We start from the raw sequence: 20,787 nt of genomic DNA, 5'->3' as shown, positions 1-20,787 counted from the left end.
AGCTCCCGTCTCAAGCGAGGGTGTCGGGTGAGGTCAGATTCGGACGTCGGCGCCGGCGCCCCAGCATCGCCGCCAGTCCGCCTTGACGAGGGTAAGGCCGAGCAGCGCCAGTCCGGCGAGCGCGGCGAAGACGAGGAAGCCGGGCGCGAAGCTGCCGGTCCATTGCTTGGCGACGCCGAGCGACGAGGCGAGGTAGAAGCCGCCCACGCCACCCGCCATGCCGACCAGCCCGGTCATCACGCCGATCTCCGCGGCGAAGCGCTGCGGCACGAGCTGGAACACCGCGCCGTTGCCGACGCCCAGCGCCAGCATGGCGAGCGCGAACAAGGCCAGCGCGCTCACCATCGTGCTCGCCGCGCTCACCCCCACCAGCGCCAGCGCGGCGAGCGTCAGGGCGACGGACAGCGCGCTGCTACCGCCGATCCGGTCCGCCAACGCACCGCCGATCGGGCGCACCAGCGAGCCGGCGAAGACGCAGAGCGCGGTGGCATAGCCCGCTGTCACGGTGCTCAGCCCGAAGCGGTCGGTAAAGTAGATCGGCAGGCTCGCCGCCAGTCCGACGAAACCGCCGAACGTCACCGCATAGAAGCCCATCAGCGACCAGGCGTCACGCTGCCGCAGCGGACGAAAATAAGCGCCCAGCGTGCGCGGCGCCGGCGGGTTGGGCGCATCCTTGGCGAGCGCGAGATAGACCAGCAGCACCGCGCTGAGCGGCAGGCAGGCGAGCCCCAGCACCGCGTTCCAGCCGAACGCCTTGGCCAGCGCCGGCGCGAACAGCGCGGCCAGCACCGTACCCGAATTGCCCATGCCGGCGAGCCCCATGGCCTTGCCCTGGTGCTCGGGCGGGTACCAGCGGCTCGCCAGCGGCAGCGCGATCGCGAAGGAGGCGCCCGCGAAGCCGAGGATCACCCCGAGCGCGAGCGTGCCGGCGAGACTGTTCACGCCGAGCAGCCAGGCGCTGGCGAGCCCGGCGATGACGACGATCTGGCTGATCGCGCCCGCGCGCTTGGGCCCGATCCGGTCGACGACGAGGCCGTTGACGACGCGCAGCACCGCGCCGGCGAGCGTCGGCGTCGCCACCATCAGGCCCTTCTCGGCCGGGGTCAGGCCGAGCGTCAGCGCGATCTCGGGCGCGAGCGGGCCGAGCAGCACCCACACCATGAACGCCAAGTCGAAATAGAGGAAGGCCGCGATCAGCGTCGGCGTATGGCCGCTGCGCCAGAAGCCGCCCGTCTTTTCCGCCGTCCGATCCCAATATGCCGTCGCCATCGCTGCTCCTTCGCGGAAGCCAGAACGAAAAAAAGCCGCCAGGACGGCGGCCCATGGCGGGCGCATCCTGGCGGCTTCGTTGCCTCGTCGGACGGGGCGCGGGGGCCCTTGGTCCGTCAGCATCTTCACCCCGGCGTTGGAGCGGAAGACGCTGCTATCTCGTGCCCGACGCCATTGCCGGGCAGCCCTGAAGCTGCCTGATTCGGCGCCGGCACACAAGCCCCTTCTCGCAGGTGCAGCACCGCGCGGCGGTCAGGGCAGGCCGGCGAGATAGCCCGGTATGTCGTCGGGATCGAAGGCGCGGCCGTCGAAGAAGCGATCGGTGCCGAGCACCAGTCGCCCCTGCGTCGATCCCGCGCCGATCGGCTCGCCGAGCGCGCCTTCCAGCTTCGAGCTGGCGCCGGGCAGCGGCGCGCCCGTGCCGGCAAGCGCGGCGCGGTACAGGTCCGGGCGGAACGTCGCGGTCGCGACCTCCGCCTCGGCGGCGTCGAAGGCGCGCCCGTCCCAGCGCGTCATCTGCGCGTACAGCCAGGCGGCCTGGCTGCGCCACGGGAAGTTGGCGGCCTCGCGGTACTGGAACATGAAGTCGGGATAATGGACCGGGGTGCCGCCGGCGACGAGCCGCACCCGGTCGGTGATCGCGCGCCGGATCGCCTCGGCGGGCGCGTCGAGATAGGGCGGGCGCGCGAGGATCGCCGCGCTCTCCTCGGCGCTCTCGGGCAGGACGAAATGCGCCGCGGCGGCGTGGAGCGCGCGGATCAGCCGTGCGGTCGCGTCGGCGCGCTCGGCCGCCACCTCGGCGCGCATCGCCAGTACCTTCTCCACCCCGCGCCGCCAGATCTGCGCGGTCGCCAGCGCGATCCGCCCGACGCCGCGATCGACCGCGATCGAGTTCCACGGTTCACCGACGCAGAGCCCGTCGACTTCCCCCGCGGCGAGCGCGTCCGCCGCGAAGGTCGGGCTGGTGACGACGATCTCGACGTCGTGGTCGGGCCGGATGCCCACCCCCGCGAGCCAGTAGCGCAGCATGTAATTGTGGCTGGAGTAGCGGTGCACCACGCCGAAGCGCAGGCGGTGCCCGTCGGCACGGCGCGCCGTCGCCACCCCCCGCAGCGCCGCGCCGACCTGCATTGGGTCACCGAGCGAGTCACCGAGCCCGCAGGCGGTACCCAGCGCGGTGGAGAAGGTGATCGCATTGCCGTTCAGCCCGAGCACGAACGGCACCGCGATCGGCACCGCCGGCCGGTCGCGCCCCAGCGCCGTGGCGATCGCCAGCGGCGCGACCATGTGCGCCGCGTCGCTATGGCCATACAGCAGCCGATCGCGCACCGTCGCCCAGGTGACGTCGCGGACCAGCTCGAGCGTCAGCCCCTGTTCCTCCGCGAACCCCAGCTCGCGCGCGAGGATCGGCAGCGCGGCGTCGACCAGCGGCAGGAAACCGATCCGCAGCGTCTCGTTGCTCACGGCAGGTCTCCCATCAGCGCGTCGCTGGTGACGATCGCTTCCGCCACTTCGGCGATGCGCCGGTTCGACCGCATCGCATGGCCGCGCAGCAGCGCATAAGCGGCAGGTTCGTCGATGCCGCGGCGGCGCATCAGGATCGCCTTGGCGCGATCGATGGTGTGGCGGTCCGCCAGCGCGGTGCGCGCTTCTGCGAGCTCGACCTGGAGCCGGGAGAAGGCCTGGAAGCGCCGGATCGCGACGTCGAGGACCGGCTTGATGCGCTGCTTGGCGAGCCCGTCGACGACATAGGCGGAGACGCCGGCGTCTACCGCGGCGAGCGTCGCCTCCGCGTCCGACTGGTCGACGAACATCGCGATCGGCCGGTCGAGCGCGCGCGACATGGCGAAGAAGTCCTCGAGCAGGTCGCGGCTGGGGTTCTCGAGGTTGATCAGCACCACCTCGGGCGCGCACGCCTCGATCTGCGCTACCAGCGGCCCGGCCGGATCGATCACCACCTGATCGTCGAGCCCGGCCTCACGCAGCCCGTCGGCGATGATCGCCGCGCGCGTGGTGCTGGTGTCGATGATCGCGATCCTCACGCTCTCTCCCTAGCCGAGCGGGCGATCGTGCCGCCAGTCTGCCGTTGCGCTCGATGCCGGTGGAGGTCGCGGCAGTGTGACATGCCGGCTGGAAGCGCGATGGCGGGCGTCGTCTTGAGCGTCAGTGGGGCCGGAAACAATCCGTCACACCACGTGAACGTGGCCCAGGCTGGCGGTGACGCGGACCAAGGAGATCGGGTTTTGGTGGAAGGGGCTGGATTCGAACCAGCGTACACTTGCGTGGGCAGATTTACAGTCTGCTGCCTTTAACCACTCGGCCACCCTTCCACGAGCGGCGCTGTCGAAAGCGAGGGCGCCCAATGCCCGCGCCGCGCCGCGCTGTCAACGCCTTCCATCCCGCCTTCTCGTCAGCGCCGGGGCGGTTGCGTCGCGGCGCGTGCGCGCATAGCGTCCGCCGCACTCCCCGCCACCTACGGAAAGCTCCCACGTCATGCCGCGTCGTCCGCTCGCTCTTCTCACCATGCTCCGGAGCCGCGGCTGATGGCGCGGCGCGGGCATCGGCCGAGCCAGCAGCAGGGCAACCGCACGCGGCTGTGGGGGCGCCATCCCGTGCTCGCCGCGCTCGCCAATCCGCAGCGGACGGTGCGCAAGGTCTGGGGCACGCGCGAGGCGCTGGCGCCGCTCGATCTGCCGCCGGTGCTGCCGATCGTCTTCGCCGAGGCGCCCGATCTCGGCCGGCTCGTCCCCGCCGACGCGCCCCACCAGGGGCTGGTCGCGGAGGTCGATCCGCTCGAGGACGTGTGGCTCGGCGACCTGCTCGAGGAAGGCCGCGAGGACCAGCGGCCGCTGGTCGTGCTCGATCAGGTGACTGACCCGCACAATGTCGGGGCGATCCTGCGCTCCGCCGCCGCCTTCGACGCGCTCGGCATCGTCACGCAGGACCGGCACGCGCCGCCCGAATCAGGCGCGCTGGCCCGTGCCGCCTCGGGCGCGCTCGAGACGGTGCCGTGGGTGCGCGTCGTCAATCTCTCGCGCGCGCTCGACGAGATCGGCGAGGCCGGCTTCTGGCGCATCGGGCTGACCGGCCACGCGACGCAGACGCTGGCGCAGGCGATGGGCGCGCAGCGGGTCGCGATCGTGCTCGGCGCCGAGGGCGAGGGCATGCGCCACAACACCGAAGTGCATTGCGACGAGCTGGCGCGGCTGCCGATCTCGGCCAAGGTGGAGAGCCTCAACGTCTCCAACGCCGCCGCGATCGCGCTATACGCCGCGGCAGCGCGAATCGGCTGAGGGTCGTTCGCACGGAGGCGCGATGACGCGAGGAAGAAGGCTGCTTCACGCGGAGGCGCGGAGGCGCAGAGAGGGAGCGTGCGGCAGCAGTGGCGCCCTCCGATCGTGAGCGTAGGCGACGAGCGGCGGTTCGCGGTTCAGCTCCGCGTCTCCGCGCCTCCGCGTGATCATTATCCCGGCGCTACGTGCCCTCCCTCGGCACCGCCCTATTCGCGTCATCGCGTCTTCGCGCGAGCCCCTTCAACCGATCGCAGGACAGCCTCAGTCGTCGGCGCCGACGCGCACGCGCAGGCCGTCGAGCGCCGGGCCGAACTCGATCTGGCACGACAGTCGCGAGGTCGAGTCGCGGTCGCTCGTGGCGTCGAGCAGGTCGTCCTCGTCCTGGCCCATCGGCGGCAGCAGCGCGACGAAGGCGGGGTCGACGTGGACATGGCAGGTGGCGCAGCTGCAGCAGCCGCCGCACAGCGCCAGGATCTCGTCGATCCCGGCCTCGCGGATCACCTCCATCACCGACAGGCCGGCGGCGCCGTCGATCTCGCGTTCTTCCCCCGCGCGCGTCTCGACGATAAGCTTGGGCATGCTGGTCTCCACCAAAAATCGCCCGATCCATGCCGCTTGCGTGCGGGCCGCGCAATGGGGCTGAGCGCCGCGGCACTCACCGCCGGGCTCGACGCGGTGGCCGCGATCGAGCCCGCCTTCGCCGCCGCGATCGAGCGGGTCGGCTATCCCGCGCCGCGCATCCGCGCCACCGGCTATGCCACGCTGCTGCGCACGATCGTCGGCCAGCAGGTGAGCGTGCGCGCGGCCGACTCGGTGTGGCGCAAGCTGGCCGAGCGCGGCGATCCCGGCGACCCGGCGCTGGTCACCGCGCTCAGCGACGAGGAACTGCGCGCCTGCGGCTTCTCGCGGCAGAAGACGGGCTATGCGCGCAGCCTCGCCGGGCTCGTGACGAGTGGCGCGCTCGATCTCGCCGCGCTGCCCGCCGACGACGAGGAAGCGATCGCCCAGCTCGTCGCGGTGAAGGGCATCGGGCGCTGGTCGGCCGAGGTGTACCTGCTGTTCGCCGAGGGGCGCCCCGACATCTGGCCCGCGGGCGACCTGGCAGTGCAGATCGAGACCGGCCGCATCCTCGGCCATGCCGAGCGGCCGAGCGAGAAGCTCACCCGCGCGCTGGCCGAGCCGTGGCGCCCGCACCGGGGCGCGGCGGCGATCTTCACCTGGCACCATTATGGCGGGGGGGCCGACGCCGCGCCGGTGTGAGGCGGCTAGGCCAGGCCGAGCCGCGGCCGCGCGCGCGGCGGGACGCGCAGCCAGCCCTCGGCGAGCGCGCCCGCCGCGGCCAGCGCGCCGAGCGTGAATAGCAGCGCCGCGGGCACCGCGAGCAGGGCGCGCGCCGCACTCTCCCACGCCGCGCCCGCGCCGACCGTGTCGAACGCCACCGCCTGGAGCGCGAGCGAGCCCGCCGTCGCGAGGAACGCGCCGCCGCCGCGCCGTCCACGCCACAGCGCCAGCGCACCGCCGATCGACGCCAGCATCGCCATCTGGAACGACAGCGCGAAGCCGCTGTGCCCCGCCACGTCCCAGTCGAAGAAGCCGGGGATGGCGGGGAACAGCCGCCCCAGGATGGGCGGTAGCACCTGCAGCGCGGTCGCCAGCATCGCCGCGGCATGGGCGTGCACCTCCCGTCGTGCGAGCAGCGCCTGACGTACCAGCGCGACGAAGGTGATGAGGGCGATCAGGTCGACCAGCGCGAGCCGCGCGCCGAAGCTGGAATGAAAGGGGTCGCTGCGCGCCGCGAAGAGCGCGATGCCGCCCTGCATCGCGGCCAGGCTGGCACCCGCGAACAGCGGCACCAGCGCGAACAGCGCTAGGCCGGCGGCGCGGTGGAGCGCGACGCGGCGGTCGTGGATCGACCAGAGCTGGAGCGCAAGCAGCACCAGCCAGGCGGTGGCGCTCAGTCCGTGCAAGTGGAGCGCGAGCGGCGCGGCGCGCAGCGCGCCGAAATAGCCGGGCCAGAACGCCAACAGGATCAGCGGCAACAGCAGCAGCACTGCCCGATAGCCATGACGATAGGGCATCACCGTCCCTTTCCCTCCCGCGCCGCTGATCCTGCCGATCGCGCACTCGCCGTTCTCCCCCGGCACGGCCTTGATACCGTCTTCCGCGAACGTTCGATTGGACGGACTCAGCCGCGATCGCGGCGATCCTTACAAGCGGCCGGGGTGAGGCCTCGCCCGCTACGCCGCCGCTCGCTCGGCGTGACCGCCATCGCCGACCCATCCCGGCGCGCTGCCGCCGAACTGCAACCAAAGCTCAGCGTCGCTGACACGCGCGCCTGCCAAGGCGGCGCGGGGACGCGGCGGCGGGGGCATAGATGGGGCGGCAGGCGATCGGGCGGCGGCTGGGGCGGGCGGCGGTCACCGCGGCGCTGCTGCTGCTGTCCGGGCTGTCGGTGGCGGGCGCGTCGGAGCGGTTCGACGGCGCGGTCGAGGACGCGCGGCTGCTCGGCGCGCTGCCGCTCGACGGCGAGCTGTACCACGTCCAGGGCGTCGAGGTCGGCGCGCAGCGAATTTGGGTCACCTCCGTCGACGGCGCCGCGCAACGTGGTTACCTCCACGAGTTCGATCGCGCCACCGGCCGCTTCGTGCGCCGCGTCGAGCTCACCGACGGTGTGCGCTATCATCCCGGTGGACTCTCCTTCCACGACGGGAATTTGTGGGTGCCGGTCGCCGAGATGCGCCCCGACAGCTCGGCGGTGCTGATCGAGCTCGATGCCGCGACGCTGCGGGTGCGCCGGCGCCTGCGCGTCGCCGATCATCTCGGCTGCGTCGCGGTCGCGCCCGGCGGGTGGCTGGTCGCGGGCAATTGGGACAGCCGGCTGCTCTACGTGATCGATCCCGCCGACGGCGCGACGGTGCGCACCGCGCCGAACCCCTCGGCGACGCACTATCAGGACTTGAAGTTCGTCGACGGCACGCTGGTCGGCGGGGGCAACCTCGACCTGTGGAGCGGGACGGTCGATTTCCTCGATTGGCCCTCGCTCGCGCTGCGTCGCACGCTGCGCGCCGGGGCGATCGGTCCGGTGCGACCGTTCGGGCGCGGCGGCCCGTACACAGGCGAGGGCATGGCGATCCAGGGGCGCGACCTGTACCTGCTGCCCGAGGATGGGCCGAGCCGGCTGTTCCACTTCCGCCTCGCCGCCTGAGCGCGGCTTGCCAAGCGCTCGGCGCGGCGCGACGATCGCCGCGAGAGGGGAGGCGGCGCATGGCGACGGTCGCGGCGGAGGCGGGGCAGGGAAGGGCGACGTGGTCGCCGCGCGCGCTGCGCTGGAGCGCGCGGCTGCTGGGGCGTGCTGCTGGTGCAGCGGCGCGATTTTCGGCGCCTATATCATCGCCTTCTTCGGTGGCGCGGCGCTGCGCGGCGAGACGGCGCGCTGGAACGAGTCGCTCGCCAACCTGCACGATCCCGCCACGCCGCTGGCGACGCTGGCGATGGGCGTGCATTTCGCCACCGGCGGCGTGCTGCTGCTGCTCGGCCCGCTCCAGCTGATCGGCGCGCTCCGGCGGCGTCATCCCGCGCTTCACCGGTGGCTGGGACGGCTGTACGTGCTGTGCGCGTGTGTGGCGGGGCTGGGTGGGCTCGGCTTCATCCTGTCGCGCGGCACGATCGGCGGCGCGGTGATGAGCACCGGCTTCGCGCTGTACGGCGCGCTGATGGCGGTGGCCGCGACGCTGACCTATGCCGCGGCGCGTGCCGGGCGTACCGAGGCGCACCGCGCCTGGGCGATCCGGCTGTTCGCGCTCACCGTCGGCTCGTGGCTGTACCGGATGGAATATGGCGCCTGGTTCCTGGCGATCGGGCGCGACGGCCACACCGCCGACTTCCGCGGCGGGTTCGACCAGGCGTTGGTCTTCCTCTTCTACCTGCCCAACCTTGCGGTGGCGGAGCTGTTCGTCCGGGTGCGCCGTCGCACGACCCGTGCTGCGACCACCCTCGGCGCGACGGCAGTGCTGCTCGCCGCCACCGCCTTCGTGGCGGCGGCGACCTGGTTCTTCACGTTGCGATCGTGGGGACCGGGAATCGCCGCCGGGCTGCTTGGCTGAAGGGACGCGGTCAGCCTAGAACGAGCGGTTGCCGTTGATGCGGCGGACCCGCTTGCGAATGTACGCGACCTGCTTGTCGGTGAGCTCGCCGTCGTTCGCGGCCAGCATGTCGCGCACCTCGGCGCGCAGCTGGTCGGCGAGATGCACCCGCTGGCGCCACATCGTCGGCGTGTCGCGCCCGCCGCCGAGCAGGAAATTGCCCGACACGATCGGTGCGGTGATCGGCGGCGACATATCGACGAAGCCGGCCCATTGCGCCGACGCCGGCGTGGCGCCGAACGGCAGGATCAGCGCGACGGTGGCGATGAGGATGGAACGCATGTCTCTCTCCTTGCGACCCCCAAAGCGCAGCCTAGGCCGGACAGGTGCCGCTAAGCACGCGAAATCGCGTTCATTTTGCCGGCTTCCACACCTGCGTCTGGCAGAAGAAGGCGATGCAGCCCTTGACGTTGAGCGTGCCGTCCGCGTTGCGCGCGACGATCGACTTGTAGGTCTTGCCGTTGCGCGGGTCGTAGATCTTGCCGCGCCAGTCCTTGCCCTCGTCGGTGAAGCCCGACAGGATCGGCAGGCCCAGGATCGGGCGCGAGCGCAGCGCCGCGTCGGAGTTGTTGACGTCGGTGTCAGGCGCACCGGGACGCTTCTTGAGGATGGTGGTGAGCCGGCCGCAGACGCTGCCGTCGCACGGCCCGACCGTGACCACGCCCGCGCCGTCCTGGGTGAGGTAGCGTCCCGCGATCGGGGTCGCGGCGTCGGCGGGGGCGGCCACAGCGACCGGGGCGAGCAGCGCGAGCGCGGCGGGGAGGGGGAAACGCATGGCCAGGACTATCAGGGAGCAATGATGAACGCGCAATGGACGATCGGGATCATCGGCGGCTCCGGCCTGTACGGGATCGACGGGCTGGAGGAAGCCGAGTGGCGCGACGTCGCGACGCCCTGGGGCGCGCCGAGCGACGAGATCCTGTTCGGCCGGCTCGGCGGCGTCCCGGTGCGCTTCCTGCCGCGGCACGGACGCGGCCACCGGCTCGCACCCGGCGACATCCCCGCGCGCGCCAACATCGACGCGCTCAAGCGCGCCGGCTGCACCGACGTGATCGCGCTCTCCTCGGTCGGGTCGCTGCGCGACGAGCTGGCGCCAGGTAGTTTCGTGCTGGTCGACCAGTTCGTCGACCGCACCGTCGCGCGCGCCGCCTCCTTCTTCGGCAGCGGGCTGGTGGCGCATGTCAGCTTCGCCGACCCGGTGTGCCAGCGGCTCTCCGCGCTGGTCGCGGCGGCGGTCACCGCGGCGGGCGGGCGCGTGGCCGAGCGCGCGACCTATCTGGCGATGGAAGGGCCGATGTTCTCGACCCGTGCCGAGAGCCGGCTGTACCGCGACTGGGGCTGCGACGTGATCGGCATGACCGCGCTGCCCGAGGCGCGGCTCGCGCGCGAGGCCGAGCTGCCGTACGCCCTGGTCGGCATGGTCACCGACTATGACTCGTGGCGCGACGAGGGGCCCGCGGTCGATCTCGCGACTGTGGTGGCGCAGGCGGCGGCGAACGGGCGGGTGGCGCGCGCCGCGGTGGCGGCGCTGGCGTCGCTGCTGCCCCCCGATCGATCCGCCGTGCCCGCCGACAGCGCGCTCGACGGCGCGATCTTCACCGCGGCGACGGCGCGCGACCCGGCGCTGCTCGAACGCAACGCCGCGATCCTGGCGCGTGTGCTCGGTTGAGGTCGCCGCCAGCGCGGCTCAGAACAGCTTGCGCACGCCCAGCCGGACCGAGCGGCCGACCGGGTCGATCAGTCCCGGCTGGAAGCGCAGCGGCGTCGCGCCGAGCCCGTCGCGCACCGCGATCCGGTCGTCGAACAGGTTCTCGACCGTGAACGACAGCGACAGCCGCTTCGCCCAGGGCCGCCCCACCACCTTCTCGGCGTCGAGGTTGCCGTACAGCACCAGCCAGTCGCGCCCGGAGAAGCGCAGGTCGGCCGCGGGCAGCAGGTCGCGCACCCGCGTCGCCCCCTGCAGCCGCGCGTAGACACCCAGCGACGCGGGCCCGTAGCTGATCCCCGTGTTGCCCTCGACCTCCCAGCGCGGCCGGCCGCCGTTGCCGTCGAGCGTGGCGCCGTCGAGCAGGTCGAGCGCGGGCTGGCCCGGCAGCAGGGTCAGCCGATCCGAGAGCCGCCATGTCGCGCTGCCCATCACGTAGACGCTCGGCCGCGGCTTGGGCGGCGCGGGTGGCGGCGCTTTGGGGTCGGGCGTGGCGGGCGGCGCGACCGGCTTGGGCCCGAGTTCGGTGAAGAGGTTGAGCGTGAAGCGCAGCCGGCGCTCGTCCTCCGCCGCCACCGCGGCCGGGCGCAGGTCGAGCCGCACCAGCCGTCCCGCGGCATCGCGCACGAAGCGGTCGGGAAAGGCCGCCTCGAACGCCGACGAGCCGCTCACCGGAGTAATGGTGCGGTCCCGTGCCCGCGTGACGAGATAGTCGAGCCGCAGGTCGAAGCTGCGTTCGGCGAACGGCCGCAGCGCGACCCCCAGCGTGGTGAGGCGGGTGCGCTCGGGCGGCAGTGCGGGATTGCCGCCGTAGACGGCGTCGACGAAAGCGCTGGTGCCGGTGGCATAGTCGAAGACGGGAAGGTTGGGCACCGCCACCAGCGTGCCGGTCAGCGACGTGATCGGCGGCGCGGTCTGGGCAAGGTTGACCGTGGCGGTCAGCTCCACCGCGCGCGCCGGCTGCCAGGTCGCGCCATAGCTGAGGCTGGTCAGCCGCTCGAAGCCGGTCACCCGGTTGACCCCCAGCGTGGCGGTGGCGGCGAGTCGTCCGAGCGGCGCCAGCACACCCTCGCTCACCGCCGCGATCGGCAGCACCGCGCCCAGGCTCGCGCCCGCGCTGGTGCGCCGCAGCCGCGGCACCGGCGTCGCGAGCAGCGGGACGTCCGCGAAGGCGCTGCCGTCGCTGGTGGCGCGCGCGACGTCGGCGCTGGTGGTGACCTGCAGCTCGCCCGCGGGCAGGCGCAGCAGCGGCCCGCTCGCGGTCAGTCGGGTGCTGACGGTGCCGGTGAGCGAGCGCCCGCGCGTCGACAGCGCGCGCGCGGGATCGTCGAGCACGCGCGCCTGCTCGGCGGTGACGCCGCCGCGGATCCGCTCGTACCCGCCCGTGGCGTCCCAGATCCACCGCCCCGCGCTGCCGTGCAGGCCGGCGTTGCCGCGCAGCGTGAAGGCGGTATCGCGCTGGAACAGCGACGTGCCGGGGAGATAGCGGCCGGGCATCGTCTCGTCCTCGCCCAGCAGCGGGGCGAGGCCGTTCCGGCGCAGGTTGCGGGTCGCCTCCATCGTCAGGTTGAGGTCGGCATCGAGCTTGGCCGCGATCGGCCGCGCGGCGGTGGCGTCGACCTTGATCGTGTCGGTCAGCGGCTGGAGATAGCGCCCGGCGCCGACGTCGCCGCTGCCGCCGCCGAGCAGGGGCACCGGCTCGGGCGCGATCGCACGCTGCGACTGGCGCACCGGCAGCTGGCGGAAGTGCGAGACCTGCAGCGTCGCGCGGCGCGACTGGTCGATCCGCGTCGCGGTCGCCTCGGCATATTGCGTCGCGCCGCCGCCGCGCGTGGTGGGGCCGGCGAGCTGCTGCGCCACCGTGGAGCGGAAGTGTTTGGCGGTGATCAGGTTGAGCACGCGGACGGTGGGCGGGTAGCCGAAGCGCGCGGCGTCCTGCTCGGGCAGGATCTCGGCCTTCTCGATCGCCTCGGGCGGGATCGACTGGATCTGCGCGACGCCGTTGATTCGCCGACCGTTGAGCAGGATCACCGGCTCGGTGCCGCCGATCCCCGCGGTGAGCGGACGAAGCCGGTCGAGCACCTCCTTCAGCCCGGTGACGCCGAGCGAGCGCAGCGCGCGCTGGTCGAGCACCGCGATGGGCTCGTTGCTGCCGATCGCCGAGCCGGGGGGGCGCCGTGCCGCGACGATGACGTCGGGCTCGTCGCCGGCGGGCGGCGCGTCCGCGCGCTCCTGCGCAATCGCGGGGTTGGCGAGCGCGGCGGCGCCCAGCATCAGCATCGTCACCCGCTCGCCCGGCATCCGCACCGCTCCCTTCGCCCGCGCGCAGCCAAGCCGCCAAAGCGCGCCGGATCACAGCCGGACCGTGGCGGAAACAAGGCTGTCGCCAGAATGGGGGAGATTGGGCGACGCGAGGTCAGATCCTCGCCGAAACTGAGAGGATCTCACGCCCGATCTCGGGTGCGCCGCCGATCGCCGCATTGTGCGCGGGAAGCTAAGAGGTGACCTCAGAGGAGTCGGCTAGGATCGAGCGGTCAACGCTAGCCCGCATACAGCGCCGGTTCAGTGGCATGCGGGTAGGATGAGTACTATGACTGACCCAGACCGTATCGCTGGCCGCGACGTGGCCGAGGACATGGCCGCGTTGTTCGGGTCGGGCGTCCGACCCGCCCCCGCGATCCCACCGCGGCCATTGCCCGTGCGATCGGCGCGGCGGGGGCGCTCGCTCGCGCTCGGCGCGGCCGGGCTGGCTGTGGCGGTGACCGCGGGCGTGCTTGCCGGGACCAGCGCAGTCGGGCCCGTGGTGCCGCCGCACGGCGTCACCGCGCCGGTGCGCGCCGGCGCGCGCGCCGCTCCGACGGCGGAGGCGCCGGCCGCGACGCTGCCGGTTGCCGCGCCCGCGAGCGCGCTCGCCGCCGCACCCGAGCCCGCGGCATCGGCGGTAGATCCCGCGCGCATCGCTGAGCCGGCTCCCACGGCTTATGCCGCCGCTCCGACCGCTGCGCGCGCCAGCGCCGCGCCCGTTGCATCGCGCGACACCGCACCGCCGCGTAGCGCCGCGCCGACGCGCTTCGCCGCGGCGCCGCGCGTGCCCGCCGCGCCGAGCGCGCGACCCGTGGCGCTGCGCGGCGAGCGCTGCCTCGACGATCCCTATTGCGCGGCCGAGCGGCTCTACGACGCCGACGGCGACGTCGCCGGCGCTTATGCCGAGGCGACCCAGGCGGGGGTGAGCGCGCGGCTGCTGCGCGACTATCGCGGCGAGTGGCTGCGCGCGCGTCGCGTCGGGCGCCACCGGCCGCGCGAGGCGCTGCGCGTCTATGGCATGATCGCCGCCGACCTCCACATGCTCGCCACCGACCCGGGCGAGGATCCGCGCGGGGACGAGCGGAGCACGTGGCGCTGATCACGCTCCGCCACGAGCGCCACGCTGCCCCAGCGGGCGCGCGTGCCGGCGACCGGCCGCTCTACGCGATCGGCGACGTCCACGGCTGCTACGACCATCTCCACGCCCTGCTCGCCTGGGTCGCGCGCGACGCCGCCGAGCGCTCCCCCGGCGTCGCTCCGGTGCTGGTGCTGCTGGGCGACTATGTCGACCGCGGTCCCGACTCGGCCAAGGTGCTTGCCGCGCTGGCGTGGCTGGCGCGCTCCGCGGCGATCACCGCACGACTGCTCGAGGGCAACCACGAGGCGATGTTCCGCCTGTTCATGGAGCGGCCCGCGGCGCACGGCCAGTGGCTGCGCTACGGCGGCTCGGAGACGCTCCGCTCCTACGGCGTCGAGCCCCCGGCGGAGGAGGCGCCCGACGCCGCCGCGCTCACCGCGCTGCGCGATCGCCTGTTCGACGTCATGCCCGTGGCGCACTTTCGCCTGCTCGAGCGGCTCGAGTCGATGGTGTGCGTCGGCGACTATACCTTCGTCCACGCCGGGGTGCGGCCGGGCGTGTCGCTGCGCGCGCAGCAGCGCGACGACCTGCTGTGGATCCGCGACGATTTCCTCGAGCATCCGCGCCCCGCCGAGACGATCGTGGTGCACGGCCATACCTGGGCGAGCGAGCGGCCGGTGCTGCTGCCGCACCGGATCGGGCTCGACACCGGCGCCTATGAGACCGGCGTGCTCACCGCGCTGCGGATCGACCGCGACGGGCTGGCAATCGTCCAAGCGGTCGTCGGTGGCTGAACGATGGTCGGGCCGGCGGTATCGTGCTCCGTCGCACGCCGAAGCCCAGGGTCGCGAGGTAAGCGCTGGCGGCCCTGGGCTCCTGCTGGCGCAGGAGCACGTCGGCGATGCACCGCGCTCGACCTCTAAGCCGCTGGCGCGCGCGGACGCTTTGCCTTGACGCGCCGCAACCCCGCGGGGCATCAGCCGGCATGGATTCCGCCACTCCCGCCGACCCGCACCATATGAAGCGCCGCGGCGTGCTGTTCGTCCTCTCCTCGCCCTCGGGCGCGGGCAAGTCGACGATCGCGCGGATGCTGCTGGCGAGCGAGCCCGAGCTGTCGCTGTCGGTCTCCGCGACCACGCGCGCGATGCGGCGCGGCGAGGAGGACGGGCGCGACTATCACTTCGTCTCGCTCGACCGATTCCGCGAGATGGCGTCCAATCACGAGTTCCTGGAATGGGCGCACGTGTTCGACCAGCGCTACGGCACGCCGCGCGCGCCGGTGGAGGCGATGCTGGCGGCGGGCAAGGACGTGCTGTTCGACATCGACTGGCAGGGCGCGCAGCAGCTCCACCAGATCGCGGGCGGCGACGTGGTGCGCGTGTTCATCCTGCCGCCGTCGATGGAGGAACTGCGCCGCCGGCTCGAGGGCCGCGCCACCGACGCGCAGGAGATCATCGACCGTCGCATGGCGCGCGCCGACGCCGAGATCAGCCACTGGGACGGCTACGACTATGTCCTGGTCAACGACGAGGTGGAGAGCTGCTTCGCCAAGGTGAAGACGATCCTGGCGGCGGAGCGGCTCAAGCGCTCGCGCCAGACCGGGCTGATCGGCTTCATCCGCAAGCTGCGCACGCCGGCGGGGTGAGAGGCGCGGGCGGGCGCGCCGTAGCGTGTTTTCCGTCTAAGCGGAGCACGATCTGACATCGACCGACGGCGTCTACAGCGCCGCCAGGAACGCCACCCCCGCGTCATAGTCGCGCCGACGCGCCTCGGTCGCCGCGGCGGCGAGCGGGTCCTCGCCCCAATGCTCCGCCTGCCAGCGCTCGTCGAGCGTGGCGGCGTCCCACAGCGTCTCCGCGCTGGCCGCGGCCTCGGCGAGCGCGAGCGCGCCGACCAACGTGCCCGTCACCGTCACCACCGGTGACAGCGCGGCGAGCGCGAAGGCGTCGCGGCTCGCCACCGCCTCGCTCAGCCGGGCCACCGTCGCCGCGGGCTGCGCCCGGTGCATCACGCCGGTAACCAGTTCGAAATGCACGTCATAGCGCTCGCGCGCCCAGGCGAGCAGCGGGTCCCAGGCAGCGGCCTGGCGCTCGACCAGCGGGGCGGGGGCGTCGGCGCGGTAGCAGAGCAGGTCGGTCTCGGCGTAGCGCGCCAGGCCGGCGGCGAAGTCGGCGCGCGCGGGCGCGATCCGGTCGATCGCGGCGTTGGCGAGCCCAGTCAGCGGCATCGCACGCGGGTCGAGCGTCTCCCCCACCGCACGCCACTCTTGCGCGACCAGCGCGGCAAGCGCGGCGCTCGGCAGCGCCAGCGGCACGCGGCCCGGCGTGCGCACCGGGCGATCGTCGAGCCGGACGACACGCTCGGCGTCGACCGCCACCTCGCTCCAGAAGCGCCTCATCGCTCGCTCCGCCACCGCGCCGCGAGCGCGCGCGGTACCGTCGCCATCACCCACAGCGCCGAGGCCACGATCGCGACGCCGAGCAGCCGCGTCGGCAGCGTCTCCGCGCGGCCGAGCAGCACCACCCCGAGGATCGCGCCGAAGCTCGTCGCCAGCCGCACGCCCGCGATCGCGAACCAGCGCGCGAAGGCGGGGTCGCTCGGCGCGCTCACGCGCAGCACCCGGCGAGCTCGTCGCAGCGCCGCGCCACTGTGTCGGCGCCCGCCGTCCACAGCGCTTCCTCGCGGTGATAACCCCAGGTTACGCCCACCGCGCGCACGCCCGCGGCGCGGGCCATGGCCATGTCGAAGCTGGTGTCGCCGATCATCACCGTCATATGGGGCGCCGCCCCCGCCTGCGCCATCGCTGCGTGGAGCATCGACGGGTGCGGCTTGGACGGGTGGCGGTCGGCGGTCTGCAGCGTGACGAACCGCTCGGTCAGCCCGTGATGCGCGAGCAGCAGCGCGAGCCCGCGATCGGACTTGCCGGTGGCGACGCCGAGCCGCCAGCCCGCGTCCGCGAACGTGTCGAGCGCGTCGACCAGACCCTCGTACAGCGGCTCGGGGTCGAGCGCCGCCTCGGCGCGCATGCGCTGGAAGGCGGCCTTATAGTCGGCGGCGAGGGCGGCATGCTGTTCCGCGCCGGCGGCGGGCGCGAGCACCGCCATCGCCTCGACCAGGCTGAGCCCGACGATGCCGCGGATCGACTCGCGCGCGGGCGCAGGGAGGCCATTGCCGGCGAAGGCGGCCTCCATCGCGCGGCAGATATTGACCTGACTGTCGACGAGCGTGCCGTCGCAGTCGAACACGGCGAGACGTGGCGACATGAGCGCGCGCTTAGGACGATGGCACGGCACGCGCCAGCCTCGTTCATGCTGCGGCGCAGCGGCGAGGCGTGCGGCGGCCGCGGCAGAGTGCGTGTTAACCCCTTCGTAGGAGGGAACGGATATGGTTAAGCCGTGGCGGGCGTCGGGGGGCGGCCGCGTGGATGAGCGATCACGAGGGTGTGGGGAATGCTGGAAGCCGTTGCACTGACCTATGGCATGCTGCTGAGCTTCGTGCTCTCGGGCGCGTCGCACAATCGCCGGCTGGCGCGGCCGAACCCGGCGGTGCTGAACTACGTGGGCTATGTCCTGTTCGGCGCGACCTGCGCGCTGACCGCCGCGCTGTCGCTCTATGCCGCCTGGGGGCTGGCGACCGGGCAGACGCTCTTGGTGTGACGGAGCGCGCGAGCCGCGCTTCGGCGCGCGGGCGCGGGGTTGGAGTCCGGATAGGGCGTTTATCGCACACGTGTCTGGAAAGAAGTTCCGCTCGTTGAGGCCGGGCGGCGGCTCCCCTCCCGTTCAGGGGAGGGCGGGAGTGAGGGGCGTCCGCGAGCGCGCCGCTCCCGGTTACGTCCCGGCCCCTCCCGTGAAGAAAAGGGGCTCTGTCCTCGCGCGCTAGCAAGCCTTCTGTTGCGACGCGTAGCATAGATGACCCGAAACGGTGAAGGGGTGGCCGTGCTGGCCAGTAAACCTAAGTAGTCACCGGCTTTCTCTAAGTTCTCGCGAGCGTCACAGAAATTCTATCTTCGATCATCCCGCGCGATCCTTATCATCGGCGCGGGAGAGGGCGTTTCAGTCCCTGTCGGCGATCCTCGTCGCGCGCGAGCGATCGTCCGCGAGATCGAGGAGTCGCAGCGATGTCTTTCTCTCCTTCTCTCGGTATCGCCCGGTCCGCGTCGCGGCGACGCTGGTGGGCGCTGCTGCTCGCCGGCGTGGCGCTGCTGCCCGCCCCCGTCCCCGCGCAAGATGCCGAGGCGCTGCGCCAGCGCCACGCGGCGCTCCAGGACGAAGTGGCGCAGCTGCGTGCGACGCTCGCGCGCGCCGGCGCCGCTGTACCGGGCGAACCCGCGCCCGTCGCCGCCGCCAGTATCGCACCCGCCGCCACGATGGGCGACGACCGCGGCGACCGCGGGCTTGACGACGCGATCACCGTCACCGCGGTGCGGCTCAAGGACGCGCCGCGCTCTACCTCGGCGGTCACCGGAGAGGAGCTGGAGAAGTTCCAGATCAACAACTTCCGCGACATCGTCAATCGCATCGGCAACGTGCGCACGTCGTGGAACAACCCCAACACCGCGTCGATCTTCGTCCGCGGGGTCGGCTGGGCGGCGGGCGCGGGCGTGCTCGAACCCAGCGTCGGCGTCGCGGTGGACGACGTCAGCCATGGGATCAGCGCGATCTCGGCGCTGAGCAACTATCTCGACGTCGAGACGGTCGAGGTGGTGCGCGGGCCGACGGGCAGCGACGGGCTGCGCGCGACCGATGCGGGGCGGGTGGTGATCCGCACGCGCAAGCCGAGCTTCACGCCCGAGGCGGAGGCCGCGGTCACCGTCGGCCAGCGCAACACCCTGGTCGCCACCGCCGTGCTGGGCGGTCCGATCGTGGACGACTTGCTGGCCTATCGCGTCTCGATCAACCGCGAGCAGGCGGACGGCCCGTATAAGAACCGCAACGACACGCATTTCACGTGGCGCAACACCGATCGCACCAGCGTGCGCGCGCAGCTGCTGGTGACGCCCTCGCCCGCGATCGAGGCGCGGCTGATCGCGGACGTCACCCCCACCAACCGCGAGATCTGCGAGAATTGCTTCGCCTTCAACCTGGTGTCGCCGCCGACCTATGACTGGATCGATCCCGCCACGGGCCGACCGGCGGCGGTGAACTACGCCAACGAGGACACCGGCCATCTCGAGCGGCGCTGGTTCCGCCAGCGCAGCGACTATTCGGTGCGCGACTTCACCGCCAAGGCGATCAACACGATCGGCGAGTATCCCAACACTTATGCCACCAAGGGTGCCTCCGGCGACATCCGGCTGACGCTCGCGCCCGACACGGTGCTGCGCTCGATCACGGCGTGGCGCGACTATGCCTTCTCGCAGGGCGCCGGCTCGCACACGCAGTTCGAGTGGCTGCGCGCGCCGCGCGGCACGCAGACCACGTTCGAACAATGGAGCCAGGAGCTGCGGCTCGACGCGCGGCCGCTCAAGGAGCTGAGCTACCGCGGCGGCCTGTTCGCCTATCGCGGGCTGTTCCCCAACTACAGCCAGACTGAACGCTACGGCTCCGACGCCGGCGCCTGGTACGCCAGCCCCGCGCAATATGCGCTGCTCGACCCGGTCGACCCGGCGCTACCCGACGCGGTCGACCCGGCCGGACGCGGCCTGCTGCTCAACGCCGCCGACGCGCTGATCACCAAGCGGCAGGAGCGCTACCTCAACCGCACGCTCGCGGCCTACTCGCACCTCAGCTGGGACGCGTCGGCGCGGCTCACGCTCGACGCCGGTGCGCGGGTGTCGCGCGAGACGCGGCACAGCCAGGCGCGCAGCTTCATCCAGTCCGAGGGGTTCGCCGCCGAGCTCGATCCCGCGCGCGTCAACGACGTGGTGCTCGGCGGCTTCGACAGCGACGAGCAGGGCGTGCTGACCGCCGACAACGGCGCCGCGCAGCGCGCGCTGGCCGATCGCACCGCGCAGAAATACTTCCATGTCGCCAACTATGCCGATCTGACCGACGCGCAGCGCGCGCAGCTCGGTGCCGCCAAGGGGGTGCGCGCCGCGCGGCTGGGCGCGTTGTACCGGCGGAGCGAGGCCGAGCCGTATCGCGGCACGCTCGTCACCGGCGATCTCGCGGCGAGCTACAAGCTGACGTCCGAGCACACGATCGTGGCCTCCTATCGCCACGGCGAGAAGCCGGGCGTGGCGCAGATCGTCGGAGCGAGCGCGGCGGGCGGCACCTCGCTGCCGGTCGCGGCCGAGCGGGTGGACGCCTATGAGCTGGGCGTGCGCACGATCGCGCTGGCGCACAAGCTCCAGGCGAGCGCCACCGGCTTCCGCGAAAACTTCGCCGACTATATTCAACCGACCTTCGTCTTTGACCCGGTGCAGAGCGCGCTCAACGGCGACGGCCACCCGGCCTACCGCGCCGCGCTGGGCAACGTGCCGCGCGTGCGCAGCCAGGGGGTCGAGCTGGACGTGGCGCTGTTCGCCATTCCCTACACGACGCTGCGGTTCGCCGGCGCCTATACCGACGCGCACTACCGCTCGTTCCCGCGCGCGCCTGTCCCCGGCGAGCTGGGCGGGGACAATCCCGCCGGCCCCTATCACGACGCCAGCGGCAGCACGCTGCCGGGCGCGCCGCGGTGGAGCGGCAACCTGTTCGGCGACTGGTCCTATCCGATCGCGCCCGGGCGGGTGCTCCACGTCGACGTGAACCATAACTTCCAGAGCGGGTATCTCGCCGACACGACCCTGTCGCGCTACACCAGGACGCACGCCTGGGGGATCACCGACATCTCCGCCGGGCTGGGCCTGGGCGACGGGCGCTTCGACGTCGCGCTGCTAGTGCGCAACCTGCTCGACGTCGACAACAGCCTGCAACCGTCGTGGAACCAGTATAAGCCCGGCATCCCGCGCTGGGTCGGCGTGCAGCTGCGCGGATCGCTGTGAGCGGGCGCCGCCCCGATCCCCTGTTGACACCGGTCGCCGCGCGGCTGTTCCTCACGCGGTGAGGCAAGGTG

General features: G+C 72.7%; 21 protein-coding genes and 1 tRNA gene. 10 read left to right on the top strand and 12 right to left on the bottom strand.

All coding sequences use genetic code 11. The annotated features are described in order from the left end of the window. Positions 1-33: 33 nt before the first annotated feature. The 4 genes from FHY02_RS09315 to FHY02_RS09300 form a co-directional block, all read right to left on the bottom strand. Entirely contained in the window at positions 34-1,269 is a 1,236-nt protein-coding gene (locus FHY02_RS09315; RefSeq protein WP_183921660.1) for a NarK/NasA family nitrate transporter, read from the bottom strand. A 252-nt stretch (positions 1,270-1,521) separates the two neighbouring features. Continuing rightward, positions 1,522-2,733, bottom strand: coding sequence for a CmpA/NrtA family ABC transporter substrate-binding protein (locus FHY02_RS09310; protein WP_183921659.1), 1,212 nt, complete (start codon positions 2,731-2,733; stop codon positions 1,522-1,524). Then, positions 2,730-3,311, bottom strand: coding sequence for an ANTAR domain-containing protein (locus FHY02_RS09305; protein ID WP_183921658.1), 582 nt, complete (start codon positions 3,309-3,311; stop codon positions 2,730-2,732). The genes FHY02_RS09310 and FHY02_RS09305 overlap by 4 nt, the downstream gene beginning before the upstream one ends. A 202-nt stretch (positions 3,312-3,513) precedes the next feature. Further along, positions 3,514-3,599: transfer RNA gene (locus FHY02_RS09300), tRNA-Tyr, on the bottom strand. A 213-nt stretch (positions 3,600-3,812) separates the two neighbouring features. On the opposite strand from FHY02_RS09300, the gene rlmB reads away from it, so the two are divergent. Continuing rightward, positions 3,813-4,562: a 23S rRNA (guanosine(2251)-2'-O)-methyltransferase RlmB gene (gene rlmB / locus FHY02_RS09295; RefSeq protein WP_183921657.1), complete on the top strand. Its 750-nt coding sequence runs from the start codon at positions 3,813-3,815 to the stop codon at positions 4,560-4,562. 261 nt (positions 4,563-4,823) lie between these two features. Here rlmB and FHY02_RS09290 read toward each other — a convergent pair whose 3' ends face one another. Next, positions 4,824-5,141 (bottom strand): 2Fe-2S iron-sulfur cluster-binding protein, encoded by a 318-nt coding sequence (locus FHY02_RS09290; RefSeq protein WP_183921656.1) that lies wholly within the window; start codon positions 5,139-5,141, stop codon positions 4,824-4,826. A 54-nt stretch (positions 5,142-5,195) separates the two neighbouring features. On the opposite strand from FHY02_RS09290, the gene FHY02_RS09285 reads away from it, so the two are divergent. Then, positions 5,196-5,822 (top strand): DNA-3-methyladenine glycosylase, encoded by a 627-nt coding sequence (locus tag FHY02_RS09285; protein ID WP_183922024.1) that lies wholly within the window; start codon positions 5,196-5,198, stop codon positions 5,820-5,822. A 5-nt stretch (positions 5,823-5,827) separates the two neighbouring features. Here FHY02_RS09285 and FHY02_RS09280 read toward each other — a convergent pair whose 3' ends face one another. Next, positions 5,828-6,640 (bottom strand): hypothetical protein, encoded by an 813-nt coding sequence (locus tag FHY02_RS09280; protein WP_183921655.1) that lies wholly within the window; start codon positions 6,638-6,640, stop codon positions 5,828-5,830. A 296-nt stretch (positions 6,641-6,936) separates the two neighbouring features. Here FHY02_RS09280 and FHY02_RS09275 point away from each other — a divergent pair, with 296 nt between their 5' ends. Both FHY02_RS09275 and FHY02_RS09270 read left to right on the top strand, forming a co-directional pair. Continuing rightward, the gene (locus FHY02_RS09275; RefSeq protein WP_183921654.1) at positions 6,937-7,767 is read left to right on the top strand and encodes a DUF6454 family protein; all 831 of its coding nucleotides are present in this window, start codon (positions 6,937-6,939) and stop codon (positions 7,765-7,767) included. Between the two features lie 7 nt (positions 7,768-7,774). Further along, positions 7,775-8,665 carry a DUF2306 domain-containing protein gene (locus FHY02_RS09270; RefSeq protein ID WP_260172829.1) on the top strand — a complete coding sequence of 297 codons (891 nt, stop codon included), beginning with the start codon at positions 7,775-7,777 and terminating at the stop codon, positions 8,663-8,665. A gap of 15 nt (positions 8,666-8,680) precedes the next feature. Here FHY02_RS09270 and FHY02_RS09265 read toward each other — a convergent pair whose 3' ends face one another. Both FHY02_RS09265 and FHY02_RS09260 read right to left on the bottom strand, forming a co-directional pair. Continuing rightward, positions 8,681-8,986, bottom strand: coding sequence for a hypothetical protein (locus FHY02_RS09265; protein ID WP_183921652.1), 306 nt, complete (start codon positions 8,984-8,986; stop codon positions 8,681-8,683). Positions 8,987-9,056: 70 nt separating this feature from the next. Next, the gene (locus tag FHY02_RS09260) at positions 9,057-9,479 is read right to left on the bottom strand and encodes a DUF2147 domain-containing protein (protein WP_183921651.1); all 423 of its coding nucleotides are present in this window, start codon (positions 9,477-9,479) and stop codon (positions 9,057-9,059) included. Positions 9,480-9,503: 24 nt separating this feature from the next. On the opposite strand from FHY02_RS09260, the gene mtnP reads away from it, so the two are divergent. Then, on the top strand, positions 9,504-10,373 hold the full coding sequence (gene mtnP / locus FHY02_RS09255) for an S-methyl-5'-thioadenosine phosphorylase (protein WP_183921650.1): 870 nt from the start codon (positions 9,504-9,506) through the stop codon (positions 10,371-10,373). An 18-nt stretch (positions 10,374-10,391) separates the two neighbouring features. Here mtnP and FHY02_RS09250 read toward each other — a convergent pair whose 3' ends face one another. Next, positions 10,392-12,710 (bottom strand): TonB-dependent receptor, encoded by a 2,319-nt coding sequence (locus tag FHY02_RS09250; RefSeq protein ID WP_183921649.1) that lies wholly within the window; start codon positions 12,708-12,710, stop codon positions 10,392-10,394. Positions 12,711-12,999: 289 nt separating this feature from the next. Between FHY02_RS09250 and FHY02_RS09245 the strand changes: the two genes are divergently transcribed. The 3 genes from FHY02_RS09245 to gmk all read left to right on the top strand — a co-directional run bounded on the left by FHY02_RS09245 (position 13,000) and on the right by gmk (position 15,436). Beyond that, positions 13,000-13,812, top strand: a complete 813-nt coding sequence (locus FHY02_RS09245) for a hypothetical protein (RefSeq protein ID WP_183921648.1) — start codon at positions 13,000-13,002, stop codon at positions 13,810-13,812. After that, positions 13,803-14,585 (top strand): metallophosphoesterase family protein, encoded by a 783-nt coding sequence (locus FHY02_RS09240; RefSeq protein ID WP_311731811.1) that lies wholly within the window; start codon positions 13,803-13,805, stop codon positions 14,583-14,585. The genes FHY02_RS09245 and FHY02_RS09240 overlap by 10 nt, the downstream gene beginning before the upstream one ends. Positions 14,586-14,776: 191 nt before the next feature. Further along, on the top strand, positions 14,777-15,436 hold the full coding sequence (gmk, locus tag FHY02_RS09235) for a guanylate kinase (protein ID WP_183921647.1): 660 nt from the start codon (positions 14,777-14,779) through the stop codon (positions 15,434-15,436). Between the two features lie 72 nt (positions 15,437-15,508). On the opposite strand, the gene FHY02_RS09230 is transcribed toward gmk, so the two are convergent. The 3 genes from FHY02_RS09230 to FHY02_RS09220 are packed head-to-tail and all read right to left on the bottom strand — an operon-like array spanning position 15,509 to position 17,054. Further along, entirely contained in the window at positions 15,509-16,189 is a 681-nt protein-coding gene (locus FHY02_RS09230; RefSeq protein WP_183921646.1) for an ATP12 family protein, read from the bottom strand. Next, positions 16,186-16,401 carry a hypothetical protein gene (locus tag FHY02_RS09225; RefSeq protein WP_183922064.1) on the bottom strand — a complete coding sequence of 72 codons (216 nt, stop codon included), beginning with the start codon at positions 16,399-16,401 and terminating at the stop codon, positions 16,186-16,188. Before FHY02_RS09225 ends, FHY02_RS09230 begins: the two co-directional genes overlap by 4 nt. Continuing rightward, a complete protein-coding gene (locus FHY02_RS09220) occupies positions 16,398-17,054 on the bottom strand; it encodes an HAD-IA family hydrolase (RefSeq protein WP_183921645.1) in 657 nt (218 codons plus the stop codon). The genes FHY02_RS09225 and FHY02_RS09220 overlap by 4 nt, the downstream gene beginning before the upstream one ends. 186 nt (positions 17,055-17,240) lie before the next feature. Here FHY02_RS09220 and FHY02_RS09215 point away from each other — a divergent pair, with 186 nt between their 5' ends. Both FHY02_RS09215 and FHY02_RS09210 read left to right on the top strand, forming a co-directional pair. After that, positions 17,241-17,447 carry a hypothetical protein gene (locus FHY02_RS09215; protein WP_183921644.1) on the top strand — a complete coding sequence of 69 codons (207 nt, stop codon included), beginning with the start codon at positions 17,241-17,243 and terminating at the stop codon, positions 17,445-17,447. Positions 17,448-17,908: 461 nt separating this feature from the next. Then, a complete protein-coding gene (locus FHY02_RS09210) occupies positions 17,909-20,716 on the top strand; it encodes a TonB-dependent receptor (RefSeq protein ID WP_183921643.1) in 2,808 nt (935 codons plus the stop codon). Positions 20,717-20,787 lie beyond the last annotated feature (71 nt).

Source organism: Sphingomonas sp. BK069 (genome assembly GCF_014193405.1).
In the GTDB taxonomy this organism is placed as follows: domain Bacteria; phylum Pseudomonadota; class Alphaproteobacteria; order Sphingomonadales; family Sphingomonadaceae; genus Sphingomonas.
This window is presented reverse-complemented; position numbering and strand designations above follow the sequence as displayed.

Excerpts from the sequence above, each read along its gene's own strand:
- FHY02_RS09275 (WP_183921654.1), top strand. The coding sequence starts at position 6,937 with ATGGGGCGGCAGGCGATCGGGCGGCGGCTGGGGCGGGCGGCGGTCACC.
- FHY02_RS09260 (WP_183921651.1), bottom strand. The coding sequence starts at position 9,479 with ATGCGTTTCCCCCTCCCCGCCGCGCTCGCGCTGCTCGCCCCGGTCGCT.
- FHY02_RS09265 (WP_183921652.1), bottom strand. The coding sequence starts at position 8,986 with ATGCGTTCCATCCTCATCGCCACCGTCGCGCTGATCCTGCCGTTCGGC.
- gmk (WP_183921647.1), top strand. The coding sequence starts at position 14,777 with ATGGATTCCGCCACTCCCGCCGACCCGCACCATATGAAGCGCCGCGGC.
- FHY02_RS09210 (WP_183921643.1), top strand. The coding sequence starts at position 17,909 with ATGTCTTTCTCTCCTTCTCTCGGTATCGCCCGGTCCGCGTCGCGGCGA.
- mtnP (WP_183921650.1), top strand. The coding sequence starts at position 9,504 with ATGAACGCGCAATGGACGATCGGGATCATCGGCGGCTCCGGCCTGTAC.
- FHY02_RS09220 (WP_183921645.1), bottom strand. The coding sequence starts at position 17,054 with ATGTCGCCACGTCTCGCCGTGTTCGACTGCGACGGCACGCTCGTCGAC.
- FHY02_RS09250 (WP_183921649.1), bottom strand. The coding sequence starts at position 12,710 with ATGCCGGGCGAGCGGGTGACGATGCTGATGCTGGGCGCCGCCGCGCTC.
- FHY02_RS09215 (WP_183921644.1), top strand. The coding sequence starts at position 17,241 with ATGCTGGAAGCCGTTGCACTGACCTATGGCATGCTGCTGAGCTTCGTG.
- FHY02_RS09280 (WP_183921655.1), bottom strand. The coding sequence starts at position 6,640 with ATGCCCTATCGTCATGGCTATCGGGCAGTGCTGCTGCTGTTGCCGCTG.
- FHY02_RS09315 (WP_183921660.1), bottom strand. The coding sequence starts at position 1,269 with ATGGCGACGGCATATTGGGATCGGACGGCGGAAAAGACGGGCGGCTTC.
- FHY02_RS09245 (WP_183921648.1), top strand. The coding sequence starts at position 13,000 with ATGACTGACCCAGACCGTATCGCTGGCCGCGACGTGGCCGAGGACATG.
- FHY02_RS09290 (WP_183921656.1), bottom strand. The coding sequence starts at position 5,141 with ATGCCCAAGCTTATCGTCGAGACGCGCGCGGGGGAAGAACGCGAGATC.
- FHY02_RS09285 (WP_183922024.1), top strand. The coding sequence starts at position 5,196 with ATGGGGCTGAGCGCCGCGGCACTCACCGCCGGGCTCGACGCGGTGGCC.
- FHY02_RS09230 (WP_183921646.1), bottom strand. The coding sequence starts at position 16,189 with ATGAGGCGCTTCTGGAGCGAGGTGGCGGTCGACGCCGAGCGTGTCGTC.
- rlmB (WP_183921657.1), top strand. The coding sequence starts at position 3,813 with ATGGCGCGGCGCGGGCATCGGCCGAGCCAGCAGCAGGGCAACCGCACG.